Origin of the sequence: Mycobacterium spongiae, assembly GCF_018278905.1 — a bacterium.
GTDB lineage: Bacteria > Actinomycetota > Actinomycetes > Mycobacteriales > Mycobacteriaceae > Mycobacterium > Mycobacterium spongiae.
On sequence record NZ_CP046600.1, the window covers coordinates 1589062 to 1607496 of the forward strand.

Here is an 18435-nt window from a genome sequence, read left to right on the forward strand (position 1 = left end):
TGCTTCCAGGTTGTTGCAGGTCCGTGACGCGCGCGCGACTGACGCAAGCCCACAAGCCCCTAAAATCACCGAATGGGGTTTTTCCCGATCAAGCCTCGCCGGGTCGCCGAGAACGCGGCGGCCGCATTGTTGATTGCGACCGCATTGTTGATTACGCCCGGACTGGCACCGCCGGCATCGGCGACGGCGTGCCCGAGTGCCGAGGTCTTGTTTGCCCGGGGAACGGACGAGCCGCCCGGTGTCGGGCAGGTTGGCCAAGCCTTCATCAGTTCCTTACGCCGGCAGTCCCTCTTCAAGACCATTGGGGCATACGCGGTGAAGTACCCGGCCAACAGGGACTTCATGGCCTCCACGCAAGGAGCGAACGACGCTAGTGACCACATTCAGCGAATGGCCAAGGTGTGCCCGCGGACCAAACTGGTGCTGGGCGGGTACTCCCAGGGGGCCGCGGTGATGGACATCGTCGCTGCCGCACCGATGGCGGGCCTGGGCTTCACTAGGCCGCTACCGGCCCAAGCGGCTCGGCACGTGGCCGCCGTCGCCCTTTTCGGAAATCCGACCAACCGAACGCCTCGACTCATCGGCGCCATAAACCCGGATTTCAAGTCCAAGATCATCGACGTGTGCAATCCTGGCGACCCGATCTGCTCGGGCGGCATTGAGTGGAACGCGCATGTGAGCTACGTGCCGGACTGGACCACCCGGGCAGCGCGTGTGGTCGCGCGCAGGATCTAACCCCTAGAGCGGCCGCTCGGCGCCCGGCGATCGCAGCCCACGGGTGACCAAATGCGGGCCATGTTGTGGTTCCCTCCCTTCGCCGTTCGCTCGACCGACGGCAGACTGCAGCGACCGAGTCTCTGTGTTTCCTTCAGGACATCCTCGGGCAGTATATGCTCGAAAACCTCTGCCAATTAACGCATTTCGACCCGCGGTAAGAGCTGAATGGTCACGCCCACCTCGCGTCACAGGCCTCGATCCAGCCGGTTGTGGACGGGTGAGTAGCGGACGTCGTTGCCGTCACCTGTTGCAGGTGTAACCCGATCACAAAACGGGTCGCCGCAAAACTGGACAATTCCGAAACGTATGGTTGGATGGGCTGCATTTCGGCCTGCCCGAGCGGTCACTGATGATCCGGTTGGAGGACAACGATGTCATATGTGGCGGTGGTTCCGGGGTTGCTGGCCTCGGCGGCGGCGGATTTGGCGGGTGTCGGCTCGGCGCTAGGTTCGGCGAATGCGGCGGCGGCCGCGGCGACGACGGGGATCGCCACCGCCGCCGGTGATGAGGTGTCGGCGGCGATTGCGGCGTTGTTGTCGGCGCATGGTCAGGCCTATCAGGTAGCGGGTGCGCAACTGGGGGTGTTTCACGAGGAGTTTGTCCGGGCGTTGGCCGCCGCTGGGGGTTCTTATGCGGCTGCTGAGGCGGTCAATACCGGGCCGTTGGCGCAGTTGTTGGATGCGGTCAATGCCCAAAGTGTGGCGTTGACGGGGCGTCCGGTGATCGGCAACGGCGCCAATGGGGCTCCGGGGACCGGTGCCAATGGTGCCCCGGGTGGGTGGTTGCTGGGTGATGGGGGGGCCGGCGGGTCGGGTGCGGCCGGGCAGAACGGCGGTGCCGGCGGGGCGGCGGGATTGTTCGGGACCGGCGGTGCTGGTGGGGCCGGGGGCAGCTCCAACTTGGGGGCCGGCGGTGCGGGTGGGGTTGGCGGTGCGGGGGGTTGGTTGTGGGGTGATGGCGGGGCCGGCGGGGCCGGCGGCGCCACCGGCCCGGGTGGTGGTGCAGGTGGGGCTGGTGGGCTTGGTGGGGCTGGGGGGTTGTTCGGTGCGGGCGGGCTCGGTGGGGCCGGCGGCGAGACCGTTGGTGGCGCCGACGGTGGGGCTGGTGGTGCTGGCGGGGCCGGAGGGTTGCTGGCTGGGTTGGTGGGCGCCGGCGGAGGCGACGGCGGCACCGGCGGATTCGGATCGACCGGGGGTGCTGGTGGGGCCGGCGGTAGCGCCGGGGTGTTGGGCGGTCCGGGTGGGGCCGGTGGCAGCGGCGCATCCGGGATGACCACCGGGGGGGCTGGGGGGGCTGGTGGCCACGCCGGCGGGCTATTCGGCACTGGTGGGTTGTTCGGTGCCGGTGGGGCCGGCGGCACCGGCGGACTAGGCATCACCACTGGTGGGGCTGGTGGGGCCGGTGGCAACGGCGGGTTGCTGTTTTCTGACGGCGGGCCCGGCGGGACAGGCGGTTCTGCTGACGCAGGGGGTGATGGTGGGGCCGGTGGCGCCGGCGGGTTGGTGTTCTCCAATGGCGGTGTCGGCGGGACCGGTGGCTTTGGTGGTGGTGGTGGTGGTGTCGGGGGTATTGGGGGGGCCGGGGGCCCGGCGGGGCTGCTGATCGGTAACGGCGGCGCCGGCGGGGCCGGCGGTGAGGGAGTGACCGGTGGGGGCGGCGGGGCCGGGGGCAACGCGGTGTTGATCGGCAACGGCGGCAACGCCGGCATCGGCGGGGCCGGCCCCACCGCGGGTGGCACCGGTGTCGGCGGGACCAGCGGGCAGCTGTTGGGGCTGGACGGTTTCAACGCCCCGGCGCCCACCTCGCCACTACATGCCCTGCAGCAACAAGTGTTGGGCGCGATCAACGCGCCGATCCAGGACCTGACCGGGCGACCGCTGATCGGCAACGGCATTCCCGGCGCGGCAGGTAGCGGCGCCGACGGCGCCGCGGGTGGGTGGCTGCTCGGTGATGGCGGGGCCGGCGGCTCGGGCGCGGCCGCTAGCGGTAGCGGCGGTGGGGCCGGTGGGTCGGCCGGATTGGTGGGTGCTGGCGGGTCCGGCGGCACCGGCGCGTTCTCGTTGGCCGCTGATGGTGGAGCCGGCGGGGTCGGTGGGACCGGTGGCTGGTTATTCGGCACTGGCGGGGTCGGCGGCGTCGGCGGGATCACAAACGGCGGGAATGGTGGGGCCGGTGGCGCGGGTGGTGCTGGGGGGTTGTGGGGTGCGGGCGGGCTCGGCGGGGTAGGCGGAGCCAGCTTCGGAGGCGGCGGTAGACCTGGCGGGGATGGAGGGGCTGGAGGGGCTGGAGGGTTGCTGGCTGGGTTGGTGGGCGCCGGCGGCGGCGACGGCGGTGACGGCGCGAGCGGAGATACCGGGGGGGCTGGCGGGGCTGGCGGTGATGCCGGGCTGCTGGGTGGCCCGGGTGGGGCCGGCGGCGCCGGCGGACCCGGTGAGACTGCGGGGGCTGGTGGGGCTGGCGGTGATGCTGGGTTGCTGGGCGGCGCGGGTGGGGCCGGCGGCACCGGCGGAATCGGCACCAGTGGGGGTGCTGGCGGGGCCGGCGGGAGCGCTGGGCTGCTGTGGGGCAACGGCGGGGCCGGCGGCACCGGCGGGACCGGCTTTTTTGGCGACGGGGGTGCTGGTGGCTCCGGCGGGCTCGGCGGGTGGCTGGGCTTTGGTGGGGCCGGCGGCGCCGGTGGGGCCGGCGGCCTCGCCGGCAATGGCGCCGGGGGTGCTGGCGGGGTCGGCGGCACCGGCGGACAACTGTGGGGTGGCGGTGGGGCCGGCGGCGCCGGCGGCGAGGGCGACGTGAACGGCGGGAACGGCGGGGCCGGCGGAACCGGCGGTGCCGCCGTGCTGATTGGGACCGGCGGCAACGGCGGCAACAGCGGCATCGGAGCCACCAACGGCGGTCCCGGCACTGGCGGCGCCGGCGGGCTGCTGCTGGGCCAAGACGGGCTCAATGGGCTGTCGTAGCCAGTCACCAGGCTTCAGCGATGCCCAATCGATGCGTCTCTCCCGTGGCGCCTCAGTGCACTACCGTGAAACCTGTGGGCATTCCATAGCACTCGATCTCTGAAATCGCTTTGTCGGTACATCATTTGGCGCTTGAGGAGGTACCCATGAGCCAAGCCCCGGAATCGTTCGACCATATGCTCGCCGCATGGAACGAGAAGGATCCGACACGGGTGCGGAGTCATCTCGAGAAGGCCTTGGCGCCCGATGTGCACTTCGTCGACCCATCGGTCGACATCGTCGGTATCGACGCCTTCGAGGCCAACGTTCACGAGGTCCACACGCGGGTCCCCGGAGCGGTCTACTCGCGTGCCAGCGATGTCGATGGACATCACGGCTACTACCGCTACCACTGGGCGATCCATCTCGACGGTGAGCTGGTCCTGGCTGGCTTCGACGTCGCGGTCACCGATGCCGCCGGTCGTGTCAAAGAAGTCATCGGGTTCTTCGGGCCGCTCGAGCCGAGCTGACTCGCACGAGCCAACCTCCGCCTACTGGCGCGACATGATCCGGTGGTATTTGTTGTCCTCCGGTTCTTGGTGGCTGAGGTCGTCGTCGTCCAGGTCGATGCGGACCCACCCGAGCGTGCCTTGGAACGCGTTGGCATGGCCTTCGGGGTAGTCGCTCGTGACGGGCAGGGCCAGATCGCGACCGATGTCCAAGGTTTCGTCCGCGGAGAACACATAGGGCACGGTCCGCTCGATCCGCCCCTCACCGACAAGGCGATCGGTGATGTAGAGGCGCCCGACCCCGCCCGCGCCTGGCTGGCCGCCGTCGAAGGCGAAGTGGTACCTGACGTGGACGACCCCGCGCGGCAGCGGCTCGGTGGATTCGATCGTGGTGTATTGGCTATCGAACCAGTTATAGGCGTACCTCAGCCGGGACTCTTTGACATAGAGGCTCCATCCGGCGAATCGGCCACCCTGGGCGATGAGCACCCCGTCGGTGGCGCCGTCGGTCACTTCGATCTCGGCGGTGATTGTGTGCGAACGGTTCTTCACGTTCAGCACGGTGTTTTCCATCAGGTGATCCATGCCGGGGTAGAAGGTCATCGTCGTTCGGTCCCCGGGCAGGTCCGGCCGTCCAGCTATCGAGGCGTTGAAGCGTTCGTAGCTGCGGTCGTCGAGCGGGAAGACGTCGTACTTCGACGCTTCGATGAGAAAGAGCTCCTGCAACCGACGTAGCTTGTCGGGCATTTCCGCGGACAGGTCTCGGGCCTGGCTCCAGTCATTAGCCGTGTCATAAAGCTCCCACTCGTCGGCGTCGAATGATGGCCGCTGCCGGGTGATCCAGGGCAGGCTGTGCCGAGTGACGGCGGTCCATCCTTCGTGATAGATGCCGCGATTGCCGAACATCTCGAAGTACTGGGTGAGGTGTCGGTCGGCGGCGTTGGAATCGTCGAAGGTGTAGACCATCGATGTTCCCTGGATCGGCTTCTGGGCCACGCCGTTGACCGTGCTCGGCTCGGGCAGCCCGGCGGCCTCCAGGATCGTGGGGACGACGTCGATCACGTGGGTGAACTGCGGACGAACGCCGCCCGCATCACGAATCTTGGCGGGCCACGCCAGGGCCATCGAGTTGCGGGTGCCGCCGAAATGCGAGGCGACCTGCTTCGTGTACTGATACGGGCAGTTCATCGCGTGCGCCCACCCGACCGGGTAGTGGTTGAAGGCCATCGGGCCGCCAACATCGTCGATGCGGCTGCGCACATCGTCGAGACTCTGCGGGATCGCGTTCAGCGCCATCAGCTCATTGAAGGTGCCGTCCAGACCGCCTTCGGCGCTGGCTCCGTTGTCGCCGGCGATGTAGACGAACAGGGTGTCGTCGCCGCCCCCGATCTCCTCGAGCGCATCGACAAGGCGCCCGACCTGAGCGTCGGTGTGCTCGGCGAAGCCGGCATAAGTCTCCATCAGCCGCGCGTAGACGGCACGTTGGGTGTCGTCGAGGTCTTCCCAGGCCACCACACCTTCGGGGCGGGCGGTCAGCTCGGTGTCCTCGGGCACGATGCCGCACTGCTTCATGGCCGCCAAGGTTTCGTCGCGCACGGCATCCCAGCCCCGGTCGAAGCGACCGCGGTAGCGCTCGATGTAGTCGGCCGGGACATGGTGCGGCGCATGGGTTGCGCCGAACGACACGTAAAGAAAAAACGGCTTGTCCGGCGTCATCGTGTGCAGATTGCGCACGTGGGCGATCGCCTTGTCGACCATGTCCTCGGAGAAGTGATACCCGTCCGCGGCGGTGCCCCACGGCTCGACCGGGGACGTACCTTCGTACAGGGTGGGCGCCCACTGGTTCGTCTCGCCGCCGACGAACCCGAAGAAGCGCTCAAAACCGTCGCCGGTGGGCCATCGGTCGAACGGACCCGACGCGCTGACCTCCCACGTCGGCGTTTGATGCATCTTGCCGAACGCTGCCGTGCTGTAGCCGTTGAGCCGCAATATCTCTGCCACGGTCGCCACCGTGTTTGGGCGCACGCTGTCGTTGCCGGGCGCACCGGTCGCGACCTCACACACCGAACCCATGCCGGCCGAATGGTGGTTGCGCCCCGTCAGCAGCGCTTGTCTGGTGGGCGAACACAGCGCCGTGGTGTGGAATCGGTTGTAGGTCAGACCCCGTTGGGCGATGCGCTCCATGGCAGGCATGCGACACGGCCCTCCGACAGCGCTGGGCGCCCCCGCGCCCATATCGTCGATCAACACGATCACGACGTTCGGCGCTCCGGCGGGTGGGCGAAGCGGCTGGTAGGCGGGGAACTCGGCCTCCCGCGCGTCCAGTGCGATCTTGCCCTTGGCGGGCACGTCCGGAATCGGTAGCACATGACGGCCGGAATGCTCTGGTAGCTGGGGCATGGCGACCCTCCCTTTCACTTATTGACGCAACCGTCTAATACAATCAGGTTTAGTCGCTTCGGGGAGTCGAAAGGTTGTGCCTCGTTTGTGGGCGAGGGCAGACTCCAGGATGCGTGCGGTGCGCGTGTTCGACAGCCGTAGCAAGCAGCGCAGATCGAGGGGTTCTCGTGACACAACCCAGCAATCCCTACGGCCGACGTCCTGGTGGCGGAATCAGCCTGCCGGACTACTACCGGCCGTGGCCCGCATTGTTGAACCGCAACTTCTACTCGCCGGGTGTGGAGATATTGCCGGCGGGGGAGATGCGAATTTCGATCCTGGGGAGCACGCCCTGGCCGCCGACCGACCTGCAGTCGGGTACGTGCATCTTGGTCGAATGCGGCAATGGCAGTTCGCAGCCGCGGCGCTTTTTCTTCGACATGGGCAACGGGAGTGTGAAAAACGCTCTCGCCATGCAGATTCCGCCGAAGTTCATCAACGATATCTTCATCTCACACCTGCACGGTGACCATTTCGCCGACCTGCCCTACATGTACCCGTTCACGGCATGGTCGGGTCGCTGGGAGCCGCTGCGGTTGTATGGCCCGTCCGGGGCCACTCCGGAGCTGGGTATCAAACACATGGCCAAGCACATGCGCGAGATGCTGCGCTGGCATGAAGAGAACTTTCTGCACGCCACGATCGCGGACGGCTTCGAGATGGACGTCACCGAGTTCGATTGGCAGGAAGAAAACGGCGTCTGCTACGACAAGGACGGCATCGTGGTCAGACACTGGCCGCGCTCGCACGTCAAAGATGGCGCTTCGGCGTACCGCCTCGACTGGGAAGACGCCGGGCTTTCCGTGGTGTGGACCGGCGACGGCCGACCCGACGATAAGACCGAGAAGTACGCGGCGGGCTGCGATGTCTTCATCACCGAGGGTCAGATCGACACACCGATGCTGTCCTCGCTGAAATTCGGTGTGCCCGAGGACCTCATGAAGTACACGATCGACTCGTGGCACACGATGTACTACGCGGCCGGCTATCTGATGAACAAGGTGCAGCCGCGCCTCGGCATGATCGTGCACTACGAGGACAACGGGATCGCGCTCGACGTCGAGTCGGTTGCCCAGGTCCGCTCGAATTACAGCGGCCTGTTCATGTTTGGCGGGCCCGACGTGCAAGTCGTCAACGTGAACAAGGACTACATCTGGGCGCGTGAGGCTGCGTTACCCAAGGGCGCGGCGATCACACCGCTGGATCCCCGCTGGATGCTTCCGCCGGGCATGTCCCTGCCCTCGGAGATGGAGTTGCCGCGGCCGCAACTGCCCCGCGAAGAACAGCAGCAGCAATTCCTGCGCGATATGGAGATCGATCCGCATGCCTACTACCCGCCCGACACCGATCGCGATCCGGTAAATACCTGGCCCACAGAGGGATTCACGATCGACCCGCGCGAGATGCTCGAGGCGCGCGGCATCGACCCAGACTCCCCGGTGTAATACGTGCTGGCTGCTTCCGATGTCGGCGTGGTGCCGATCACGATCCTGACCGGCTTTCTCGGTGCGGGCAAGACGACCCTGCTCAACAGGATCCTCAACGGCGATCACGGTCTGCGGGTTGGTGTGCTGGTCAACGACTTCGGCGCGATCAACATCGACGCCGATCTGGTCGTCGGCGTGCAGGACGAGATGATCAGCCTCGCCAACGGCTGCGTCTGCTGCCAGATTCGCGACGACCTGATCGAGGCCGTCGACCGGCTGCTATCCGGTGAGCACGCGCCCAAGTACATCGTGCTCGAGGCGAGTGGCATCGCCGATCCGCTCGGTATCTGGGTGACGTTCAACGACGCCACCCATGCCGACCGGATCCGCCTCGACAGCGTGACCTGCGTTGTCGACGCCGACCAGGCCTTCGCCCATATCGAGGATGCACCCGGTCTGGCGATGCTCAAGCTGCATCAGGTCGGCACCGCCGATCTCGTGATCCTGAACAAAGTGGATCTTGCGGGTCCCGCCCAGACGGCGCTCGTGCGGGCCTGGATCGACCACAACATGCGCCGGGTGCGAATCGTCGAGGCCAACTACTGTGACGTGCCCAACGAGGTGTTGCTCGGTGTGGGTCGCTTCGACGGATCTGAGGCTGTCGACACCGCGGTCGCGGGCGATGGCCCCGTTGACGGTGCTAACTTCGAGACTTGTTCCTACGAGTCAGACCGGCCGTTTTCCGTGCAAGCACTCGAGGAGATGGTCCGCCGCAACCTTCCCGGCACCGTCTACCGCTGCAAGGGCATTGTCTATGCCGCCGACCATCCGGACACTCGCTTGTCGCTGCAGACTGTGGGGCGGCGCACGGAGATAACCATGCTTGACGCCTGGGGGGCACGCCCGGCGCGCACTCGCATCGTCGCGATCGGCAGCCGTGGAGGCATCGACGCCGAAGGGATGCGGACGGCGTTCGATGCGTGCCACGCCGACGCCTGAGCTATCGCGCGCGCTCCGTGGGGTCGTTCGCGGTCAACCTGGCAATGGCGTCGGCGAGGGCATCGGTGCCCAGGGGGGTGCCGGTGATGAGTGAGTGCAGCATGGCGCCGTCGAGATACACCGTGACCGCGGCGGCGGCTCGTGGTCCGATGCGCGGTTCGAGCAACGCAACCAGCCCCTCGGGCCATAGCCGGGCTAGCCGCTGCAGCTCCGGTCGATAGGTTGCCGCGCAGTACAGCTCGTTGAGCGTGCGGTTGCGCTCGCGGTCGGCGAGGTAGTCGGCGGTGGACCGGGCCAGGGTGGTGGGAAGGTCGGTGGCCTCGTCGAGCTCATGGCGCCACTGCGCCAGATAGCGAGTCGTAGCGGTCGCAGCGTCCCCGAGCGCGGCGTCACGCAACGCGTCGAGGTCACGGAAATAGTAGGTCGTCGACCCGACCGGGACATCCGCTTCCGCCGCTACTCGGCGGTGGGTCAACTTGGGAAGCCCGTGCCGGGCGATCACCCGCCCGGCCGCCTCGACGATCGCTTGACGGCGCGCGGCGGGGTCCCGTGGGCGTCGGTCGGGCGCGTCGGTCAATGGGCACCAGACAGGTTCAACGCGACCACCCCGGTGACAATCAGTCCGACGCCGCCGACCTTCGCCACCGACAGCGGAGAGCCTAAGAACAGCACGGCGATGAACACGATGGCCGCCGTGCCGATCGCCGACCACAAAGCGTAGGCGACGTCGGTCCGCATACCGCGCGAGATCGACAGTGCCAGCAACGCAAAAGAGACGCCGTAACCGCTGAGGCAGACCACTGTCGGCCACAGCCGAGTGAAGCCTTCGGTGCTCTTGAGCAGGCTGGTTGCCACCACCTCGGTGAAGATGGCGCACAAGAGGAACAGGTATGCCACGACGACTCCTTTGTGTACAAACGTACATGTACAAAAGAACATGTACAAATGTACACAATGCTAGGCGTGCTGAGTGCGCTCGGTGCAGTAGGTCCGTTTCGGCTCCGGATAGGTGACGGCACGGGTGCCCATAGGGCAACCGGACGCGCTGGCGACGCCATCGATTCTTCTGACGATTCTGATTGTTCCTGCCGTGGTGCAGCTCGCGTGCTTCACGGTTCTCTCGTCGCGTTCGGCGATGTAGCACTGGCCTTCGACAAGGTTGGGGGCAAAACACAGTCGAACCCCGTGGCGTTCCAGCGAAAGGTATGCGCTCTCGTTTCGCTTACCGTCCGGGCAGTTTCCCGACGAATCGGCCGTAGCGGCGTATTGAAGCACCGCGTCACGCTGTGAGCAGGGACTGGGACGCCAGTCGGCTCTGCTGTTCAAGATCGCGTTGGTAAAGCAGTCTCCGACGATGGGGTTGCGGGCGCGCTGACCGGCGGCAACCATCGAGCCAACCAGACCCAGCGCGCCTATCACCAGGAAGGTGATGCCGGCTCCGATGAACCCGGCGCCGGCCGACTTCGGCGGGCGCGGCACAGGAGCGTGATAGCCCCCACCGGGCGGATAGGCGGCGTAATTGGGCTGCCCGGCAGGCGGATAGCCCGGCGGCTGACCGGTTGCGGGTGGGTACCCCGGTGGTGGTGGGTAACCCGGTGGTGGATGCCCTGGTGCAGGATAGCCGGGCCAATATCCGATCGATGCCTGTTTGCGTGCCGTCGAGCGCTTCTGCAAGCCAAGGATGAGCAGAATCAGACCCAGGATGCCGAATCCGAACGTAGCTATGAGTCGGCCCGCCACGTATCCGCCACTGGTGGGGTCGGCGAGATGGACGACAGTCATAGCGCTCCCTGGACCGGTAAGGACTGCTGATCGGATGACATTCGGGGCATCAGGCCTGCCCCCGATCACCCGGTGGGGAAGCCGACGCAGGTAGTGCGTCCCATTCCTTTTGCAGCCTTCGTTCTGCGGCTGTGGAAATCAACCCCCCGGGCGCAAACAATGTCGACGGCACCGGATCATCCTCGCTCAGTGGTCGACCGTCACCACGAATTGCCTGGACCGCCACGATAGCTCCGACGGCGACCGTAATCACGACGACCGTGGCGAAGACGATGGACAGAGTGCCCTGGACAAAGGTATTCCTGATGACATCGTTGAGTTGATCGGCGTTTTCCGCGGAGCCGAATGCCGTCTTGCCGGCTTCTCTGGCCGCTAGGTACCGGGAATGCTGAGCCCAATAGCCGATGGCGGGATCCGCGGAGAAGATCTTCTGCCACGACGCTGTCAGTGTCACCGCGAGATCCCAGATCAGCGGAATGCCGGGAATCCACGCCCACTTCAGTAGACCCTTCTTGATGACAACAACGGTGATGACCGTCAACGCAATCGCGGCGAGGAGTTGGTTGGCGATCCCGAACAGCGGGAACAGCGTGTTGATGCCGCCCAAGGGGTCGGTCACGCCGAGCAGCAGAATACTGCCCCATCCAGTAACCGCTGCCAGGCTGCATATCCAAGCGCCGGGGCGCCAGCTGGGATTTCGCAGCTTGACAAGCGGGCCACCCACGTTGCCCAGCCCGTCGGAGAGCATGAAACGTGCGACGCGAGTGCCTGCGTCAACGGTGGTCAGGATGAACAGCGCCTCGAACATGATCGCGAAGTGGTACCAGAATCCCCGCAGTCCGCCGGCGCCCAGCGCCCGGTCCAGCACGTCGGACATTCCCAGCGCCAGTGTGGGCGCTCCGCCGGTCCGCGACACGATCGATTGTTCGCCCACGCTGGCTGCGGTTTGCCGCAGCTGCTCGGCGGTGATCGGGGTCCCGGACAGGCCGAGGCCGTTGACGTACTGCGCGGCGGTGCTGGCGGTTCCACCGGTCAGCGCGGCGGGCGCGTTAAGGGTGAAGTACACCCGCTGGTTGAGGATCGAGGCGGTGATCAGCGCCATGACCGCGACGAACGATTCGGTGATCATGCCGCCGTAACCGATCACCCGCATCTGGCTTTCCTTCTCCAGCAGCTTCGGTGTGGTCCCCGATGAGATCAGCGCGTGGAACCCCGACAGCGCACCGCACGCGATGGTGATGAACAGGAAAGGGAACAGGGAGCCGGCGAACACCGGCCCGTTGCCGGCAGAGGCGAACTGGGAGATTGCGGGCGCCTGCAGGATCGGGCGGGCGATGCAGATCGCTATCGCCAGCAAGACGATGGTGCCGACCTTCATGAACGTTGACAGGTAGTCGCGTGGCGCCAGCAGCAACCACACCGGCAGCGCCGACGCCGCGAAGCCGTAGCCGATGATGAGCCACGACAACGTGACCGGCGACAGGTTCAACCAGGTTGTGCCCCAGTTTGTTTCGGCGACCCAACCGCCGGAAGCCACGGCGAGCAGCAGCAGCCCAATGCCGATCAGCGATACTTCCGCTACTCGTCCGGGACGCAGAAAGCGCAGGTAAGCGCCCATGAAGAGGGCAATGGGAATGGTCATCGCGATGGAGAACACACCCCAGGGACTTTGCGCCAACGCCCGGACGACGACCAGCGCCAGCACCGCGATGATGATCACCATGATCGTGAAAACTCCGATCAGGGCGGCGGCGCCTCCGACGGCGCCAAGTTCGTCACGGACCATTTGCCCCAACGACCGGCCACGCCTGCGGGTGGAAATCCACAACACCAGGTAGTCCTGCACACAACCGCCGAGCACGGCGCCGGCCACAATCCAAATGCTGCAGGGCAAGTAGCCCATCTGGGTGGCCAGCACCGGACCGACCAGCGGTCCGGCGCCAGCAATCGCGGCGAAGTGGTGGCCGAAGAGCACGCGCCGGTCAGTCGGCACGTAGTCAGTGCCGTTGTCGAAGACTTCGGCCGGGGTGGCACGGTCATCGCGTGGCCGAACGATTTTCATTTCGACCAACCGCGCATAGAAGCGGTATCCGATGATGTAGGTGCAGATTGCCGCCACCACGAGCCAGACCGCGTTCACCGTCTCGCCGCGCAGGAAGGCGATCACCGCCCACGCCATGGCACCGATCACCGCGATCGCGCCGAAGAAGATCTTGTGGGTGGCGGTGATCGGAGAGCGGTCGATAATCGCCACAGGAGGCAGGTCGGTGGCCGTGCGAATGTAGCTGACGTCGCCGTCGCGCTCCTCCACGGCGAAAACCATACGTGCCCGGTCAGTACAGGGCGCGCACGGTGTCGATCGTGTCGGCCCCGGCGGGTCCCTTGTCGTCTCGATAGCGCACCACTCGCGCAAACCGCAAGGCCAACCCGCCCGGGTAGCGTGACGATCCTTGCACCCCGTCGAACGCGATCTCGACCACCTGCTCCGGTCGTAGCGCGACCACGTAACCGTCTGTCGGACCAGCGGCGAGTTCGAGAAACCGGGTGGTCTGCCAGTCCAGCATCGCGTCGGTCATGCCTTTGAAGGTCTTGCCCAGCATCACGAATCCGCCCGTGGCCGGATCTCGAGCGCCCAGGTGGATGTTGGACAGTTTTCCGCGACGCCGTCCAGAACCCCACTCCACAGCCAGCACCACCAGGTCGAGCGTGTGTACGGGCTTGACCTTGAGCCAGCCCGCTCCGCGGCGACCCGCGAGGTACGGTGCAGCCGGTGACTTCGCCATCACTCCTTCGTGACCGGCGGCCAACGTGGCGCTCAGGAAGGCCGCCGCAGCCTCCCGGTCGGACGTGGTCAGCCGGTCCACCCGGTGCCGCGCGGGTACCAGTGCGTCTAGCGCCGCTTGACGCTCGCTGGTAGGCGCGTCCAGCAGGTCGACACCGTCACGATGCAAGATATCGAAAAAGAACACCGAAAGTGGTTGTGCTGCAAGGGCGGCCGATATGTCTACGGATCTGCCGAAGCGCGACGCCGTGACCTGGAAGCGATGCGGACGGTTGTCCGGTTGCAGCGCGATCGCTTCGCCGTCGGCGACCAGATCGCGCACGGGTAGTGCCCGGGTCGCCGCCACCACTTCGGGTAGCCGGGCGGTGACGTCGTCCAGACTTCGGGTGTAGACCGTCACCTCGTCGCCGGACCGGTGGATCTGGACGCGCGCACCATCGAGTTTCGCCTCGAATATCGTGGTACCGCCGTGGCGCTCCAGGGCATCGGCCACGTCGGTCGCGGTCTGTGCCAGCATCGGACCTACCGGCTGTCCCACCCGGAGGGTGAATGAGTCGAGTGCGGCCTCCCCGCCGGACATGCCGGCCACAGCGACCGCCGGCAGATCCCCGCCCAACATCGCGGCGCGCCGTACCGCGGCGAGCGGTATTCCGGCGGCCTTGGCTACGGCGTCCGCCATGACCCCGGACAGCGCCCCCTGCCGCAGCTCACCACCCAGTAGGCGCAACAGAAAGGTCTGTTCGGATTCTGTTGCAGCAGAAAATAATTCCGCAATGAGTTCGGCGCGACGCGATTGCGACCCCTTGCCCGACGTTGCACCGATCTCGGTGAATGTGGCGTCGACGCCCGTCACGGTCAGCATCGGGTGGGGTGCCGCCGCCGGAAGCGACCGCAACGTCGCCCAGCCGACGCCGATCTGGCGCTGCGTCAGCTCGCCGGCGAGCCACGACACGATGATCGCGACCAGCTTGTCGTCGGACGCGGCGCGCCGCAACAACTCGGCGATCCTCGTGACCTTGGTCAGCCGCGACGAGGTACCCGCCACATCCAGCGACGTGGCGACTACGTCGGCCAGTAGCACGGTCGCCAGCTTGGCACAGCTCGCCTCGTTTCAGACGCTGGCGAGCTCACCGAGGGACTCGGGTGATTGCCGCGGCGGCCGTGGCGAGGGCCACCGCGCGGGCTTGGGTCGTTGCCGGACAACCTGAGGCCACCAGAACCACTTGCCCATCAGGGCCGCGATCGCCGGCGTCATAAAGGAGCGAACGATCAGGGTGTCGAAAAGCAGGCCCATCCCAATGGTGGTGCCGACCTGCGCCATCACGGTCAGCTCACTGACCGCAAACGACATCATGGTGAAGGCGAACACCAGGCCGGCGGCGGTCACCACCGACCCGCTGCCGCCCATCGCCCGGATGATGCCCGTGTTGATTCCGGCGTGGATCTCCTCCTTGAGCCGCGCCACCAGCAACAGGTTGTAGTCCGCGCCGACGGCCAACAGGATGATGACCGCCATCGCAATCACCAACCAGTGCAGTTCGACGCCGAGGATGTGCTGCCAGATCAGCACCGACAGCCCGAACGAGGCACCCAGCGACAACACCACCGTGCCGACGATGACGGCGGCCGCGACGACACTGCGGGTGATGATCAGCATGATGATGAAGATCAGGCAGAGCGCCGAGATTCCCGCGATCATCAAGTCGTAGGTGTTGCCGTCGGCCATGTCCTTGAACATGGACGCCGTACCGGCCAAGTAAATGGTGGATCCCTCTAGTGGGGTGCCCTTGATGGCTTCCTTGGCGGCGGTCTTGATCTTGTCGATGTGATCGATGCCGTCCTGGCTCATCGGCTCGCCTTCGTGGCTGATGATGAACCGCACCGCATGCCCGTCCGGCGAAAAGAACTGTTTCAGGCCGCGTTTGAAGTCCGCGTTGTCGAACACCTCGGGCGGCAGGTAGAACGAGTCGTCGTTGCGCGAGGCATCGAACGCCTCGCCCATCGCGGACGAATCCTCTTGCAGCGCCGCCATCTGATCCTGCATTCCTTTCTGGGTGGAATACATGGTCATCATCTCGGTCTGCATCGTCTTGAGGGTCGTAATCATCTTGGGCATCAAGGCCGTCATCTGGGGCATGAGGGTGTCCAGGCGCTCCATGAGCGGGAGCAGGTCCTCGATGTCCTCAGTCATGACGTCGATGCCGTCGAGGGTGTCGAACACCGACCGGATTGACCAGCACAGCGGGATGTCGAAGCAGTGCCGTTCCCAATAGAAATAGCTGCGGATGGGTCGGAAGAAGTCGTCGAAGTTGGCGATGCTGTCACGCAACGCCTCGACGTCGACCACCGTCTTGTCCATCTGGAGCACCATGCCGTGGGTGACCGCGGCCATCTGCTCGGTGAGATGATGCATTTCCTCCATCTGGTCGATGTTGGTCTGGATGTCGTTGACCTGCCTCAGCATGGTGTCCGTCAGTTCCTGGTTGTATTTCTCAGTCAGCTTCTGGCTGGTGCCCTGCATGCTGATCAGGAAGGGAATCGACGTGTGCTCAATGGGTTTGCCGTCCGGTCGGGTAATGGCCTGCACCCGAGATATCCCCTCGACGCGGAAAATCGCCTTGGCGATCTTGTTGATCACGAGGAAGTCGGCCGAGTTGCGTAGATCGTGGTCGCTTTCGACCATCAGCACTTCGGGGTTCATGCGCGCCGACGAGAAATGGCGCTCGGCGGCGGCAAATCCCTCGTTGGCCGGCAGGTCGGCGGGCAGGTAGGCGCGGTCGTTGTAGTTGCTCTGATAGCCCGGCAGGGCCAGCAGCCCGACCAGCGCCAGGGCCACAGTCCCGACTAGGATGGGGCCGGGCCACCGGACTATGACGGCCCCAATCTTGCGCCAGCCGGCGACCCGTGCCAGTCGTTTGGGCTCGAGCAGCTTGCCGAACCGGCTCGCCACGGTGATCACGGCCGGGCCCAGGGTCAACGCGGCGAGGACGACGACGAGCATGCCGATGGCTAACGGCACCCCGAGGGTCTGAAAGTACGGAAGCCGGGTGAAGCTCAGACAGAAGGTCGCACCAGCGATAGTCAGACCTGAGCCCAGCACCACATGGGCCGTACCCCGGTACATCGTGTAGTACGCCGATTCGCGGTCCTCACCAGCTCCGCGCGCTTCCTGATAGCGGCCAATCAGGAAGATGGCGTAGTCCGTGGCCGCGGCGATCGCCAGCACCACGAGCAGGTTGGTCGCGAAGGTCGACAGCCCAATGATGTTGTAGTAACCCAGGAACGCCACCCACCCGCGGGTGGCGCCCAATCCGAGTACCACCATCGACAGCATGATCGCCGCCGTCATGATCGACCGATAGACCAGCAGCAGCATCACGATGATCACGGTGAACGTGACCACCTCGATCACCTGCAGGCTGCGGTCGCCGGCCTGCTGCTGATCGGCCGTCAGTGCCGCGAAGCCGGTGATGTACACCTTGACACCTGGCGGCGGCTTGAGGCTGTCGACGATGTTCTGGACCGCTTCAACAGACTCGTTGGCCAGCGACTCGCCCATATTGCCCGCCAGCTTCACCTGAACGTAGGCGGCCTTGCCGTCGCTGCTCTGGGCGCCGGTGGCGGTCAGCGGGTCGCCCCAGAAGTCTTGCAAGGACTGGACGTGCTTGGTGTCGGCTTCCAGCTTGTCGATCATCTGGTCGTAGAACTTGTGGGCATCGTCGCGGAGGGGTTGCTGGCCCTCCAGCACGATCATCGCCGAGCTGTCGGAGTTGCCTTCCTCGAATACTTTGCCCATCCGCTTCATCGAGATCATCGACGGCGCTGCGTCGGGGCTCATCGACACCGCTTGCATCTGCCCGACCGTTTCCAGCTGCGGCACGGCAACGTTGAGGGCCACGATAACGGCGACCCACGCCAGGATCACCGGTAACGCGAAGGTGCGGATGGTCCGCGCGATAAAGGGGCGCGCGGCGTGTTTTGCCGGCGGAAAGGCGTCCGTCGGTGCGTCTGTTGTTGGGGCGCTCATGCGGATTTCACAAAACAGTAGGTCAACGGGTGCATACCGGTTGTGGTTCTCTCGTCCTTTACTTCGTCATCGACGATGATCCGGCACGTGATTGAGTCACCGTCGCCTTGCGCGAGGATATTGGGCGCCGCGGACGGCGCGGTGGTCTCCAAGGTGATTGACCAGGGCAACGGAGCGCGGTCGGTACGCTGCGGCTTCGCTTCGAGGTCCAAGTAGTTGATATTGGCATAGCTACCGGACCCCGAGATTTCGTACCGCACTACTTTCGGGTCATACGGCTCTGGGTCATTGGCGAAGACCTTCGGCGTCACCAGGATGCCGTCGGAACCGAAGAAGGTGCGGATCCGCGAGACCGTGAAACCACCGATGACCACGACAATCAGGATGAGCAGCGGTATCCACGTGCGTTTGAGAACCTTGATCATCGCCGCCGCCGGATCAGTCGGGTGGGCCTGCCAATGCAGATGCTCATGAAGCCGAAACGATCGGCTCGGAGCGGTTGGGTCCAACCCGCCCGTCGGTTGTCGCGACCCGGGTCACGCTCATCGGTGGCTTCCCCCTCGTCCGATCGAGTCCATGCCTGTCCGGCGGAGGCAGGCCCGACCGGCATGGTTTCAGAGTACAGTGAAACTTGTGAGCATCAAATGCCGCTCATTCCGGGTGGATCAAAGCGGGCATGCCTCGTCGATACCGGTGCTGAACGGCCACGCTAGCCTGTCTAACTAAACCTGTCTAACCAAATACGGGCAAGCTCGGG

Annotated in this window: 13 protein-coding genes; 5 read left to right on the forward strand and 8 right to left on the reverse strand. The window is 65.6% G+C overall.

The genetic code is table 11. From position 1 onward, the window contains the following. Positions 1–72 precede the first annotated feature (72 nt). The 3 genes from F6B93_RS06490 (at position 73) to F6B93_RS06500 (ending at position 4243) form a co-directional block, all read left to right on the forward strand. Positions 73–735 (forward strand): cutinase family protein, encoded by a 663-nt coding sequence (locus F6B93_RS06490; RefSeq protein ID WP_211698355.1) that lies wholly within the window; start codon positions 73–75, stop codon positions 733–735. 413 nt (positions 736–1148) lie between these two features. Continuing rightward, a complete protein-coding gene (locus tag F6B93_RS06495) occupies positions 1149–3734 on the forward strand; it encodes a PE domain-containing protein (RefSeq protein WP_211698356.1) in 2586 nt (861 codons plus the stop codon). Between the two features lie 146 nt (positions 3735–3880). Continuing rightward, positions 3881–4243, forward strand: coding sequence for a nuclear transport factor 2 family protein (locus F6B93_RS06500; protein ID WP_211698357.1), 363 nt, complete (start codon positions 3881–3883; stop codon positions 4241–4243). A gap of 21 nt (positions 4244–4264) precedes the next feature. Here the strand turns inward: F6B93_RS06500 and F6B93_RS06505 are convergent, their stop codons facing one another. After that, positions 4265–6622, reverse strand: coding sequence for an arylsulfatase (locus F6B93_RS06505; protein WP_211698358.1), 2358 nt, complete (start codon positions 6620–6622; stop codon positions 4265–4267). Between the two features lie 278 nt (positions 6623–6900). Between F6B93_RS06505 and gntH the strand changes: the two genes are divergently transcribed. Both gntH and F6B93_RS06515 read left to right on the forward strand, forming a co-directional pair. After that, positions 6901–8106, forward strand: coding sequence for a guanitoxin biosynthesis MBL fold metallo-hydrolase GntH (gene gntH, locus F6B93_RS06510; RefSeq protein WP_281426156.1), 1206 nt, complete (start codon positions 6901–6903; stop codon positions 8104–8106). Between the two features lie 30 nt (positions 8107–8136). Then, a complete protein-coding gene (locus F6B93_RS06515) occupies positions 8137–9087 on the forward strand; it encodes a CobW family GTP-binding protein (protein WP_246541099.1) in 951 nt (316 codons plus the stop codon). A gap of 1 nt (position 9088) precedes the next feature. Here the strand turns inward: F6B93_RS06515 and F6B93_RS06520 are convergent, their stop codons facing one another. The 7 genes from F6B93_RS06520 to F6B93_RS06550 are packed head-to-tail and all read right to left on the reverse strand — an operon-like array spanning position 9089 to position 18103. Next, positions 9089–9664, reverse strand: coding sequence for a TetR/AcrR family transcriptional regulator (locus tag F6B93_RS06520; RefSeq protein WP_211698360.1), 576 nt, complete (start codon positions 9662–9664; stop codon positions 9089–9091). Further along, positions 9661–9984: a DMT family transporter gene (locus F6B93_RS06525; protein WP_211698361.1), complete on the reverse strand. Its 324-nt coding sequence runs from the start codon at positions 9982–9984 to the stop codon at positions 9661–9663. Before F6B93_RS06525 ends, F6B93_RS06520 begins: the two co-directional genes overlap by 4 nt. A 60-nt stretch (positions 9985–10044) precedes the next feature. Then, on the reverse strand, positions 10045–10869 hold the full coding sequence (locus tag F6B93_RS06530; protein WP_211698362.1) for an LppU/SCO3897 family protein: 825 nt from the start codon (positions 10867–10869) through the stop codon (positions 10045–10047). 49 nt (positions 10870–10918) lie between these two features. Next, complete coding sequence (locus F6B93_RS06535) at positions 10919–13192, reverse strand: carbon starvation CstA family protein (protein ID WP_211698363.1); 2274 nt, start codon at positions 13190–13192, stop codon at positions 10919–10921. Positions 13193–13202: 10 nt separating this feature from the next. Next, positions 13203–14732, reverse strand: coding sequence for an ATP-dependent DNA ligase (locus F6B93_RS06540; protein WP_211698364.1), 1530 nt, complete (start codon positions 14730–14732; stop codon positions 13203–13205). 30 nt (positions 14733–14762) lie between these two features. Further along, on the reverse strand, positions 14763–17678 hold the full coding sequence (locus tag F6B93_RS06545) for an MMPL/RND family transporter (RefSeq protein ID WP_211698365.1): 2916 nt from the start codon (positions 17676–17678) through the stop codon (positions 14763–14765). Then, complete coding sequence (locus tag F6B93_RS06550) at positions 17675–18103, reverse strand: MmpS family transport accessory protein (RefSeq protein ID WP_211698366.1); 429 nt, start codon at positions 18101–18103, stop codon at positions 17675–17677. Before F6B93_RS06550 ends, F6B93_RS06545 begins: the two co-directional genes overlap by 4 nt. Positions 18104–18435 lie beyond the last annotated feature (332 nt).

What these genes read in the sequence shown, in the direction of transcription:
- F6B93_RS06490 (WP_211698355.1), top strand. Translation starts at nt 73, where the DNA reads ATGGGGTTTTTCCCGATCAAGCCTCGCCGGGTCGCCGAGAACGCGGCG.
- F6B93_RS06495 (WP_211698356.1), top strand. Translation starts at nt 1,149, where the DNA reads ATGTCATATGTGGCGGTGGTTCCGGGGTTGCTGGCCTCGGCGGCGGCG.
- F6B93_RS06500 (WP_211698357.1), top strand. Translation starts at nt 3,881, where the DNA reads ATGAGCCAAGCCCCGGAATCGTTCGACCATATGCTCGCCGCATGGAAC.
- F6B93_RS06505 (WP_211698358.1), bottom strand. Translation starts at nt 6,622, where the DNA reads ATGCCCCAGCTACCAGAGCATTCCGGCCGTCATGTGCTACCGATTCCG.
- F6B93_RS06530 (WP_211698362.1), bottom strand. Translation starts at nt 10,869, where the DNA reads ATGACTGTCGTCCATCTCGCCGACCCCACCAGTGGCGGATACGTGGCG.
- F6B93_RS06535 (WP_211698363.1), bottom strand. Translation starts at nt 13,192, where the DNA reads ATGGTTTTCGCCGTGGAGGAGCGCGACGGCGACGTCAGCTACATTCGC.
- F6B93_RS06545 (WP_211698365.1), bottom strand. Translation starts at nt 17,678, where the DNA reads ATGAGCGCCCCAACAACAGACGCACCGACGGACGCCTTTCCGCCGGCA.
- F6B93_RS06550 (WP_211698366.1), bottom strand. Translation starts at nt 18,103, where the DNA reads ATGATCAAGGTTCTCAAACGCACGTGGATACCGCTGCTCATCCTGATT.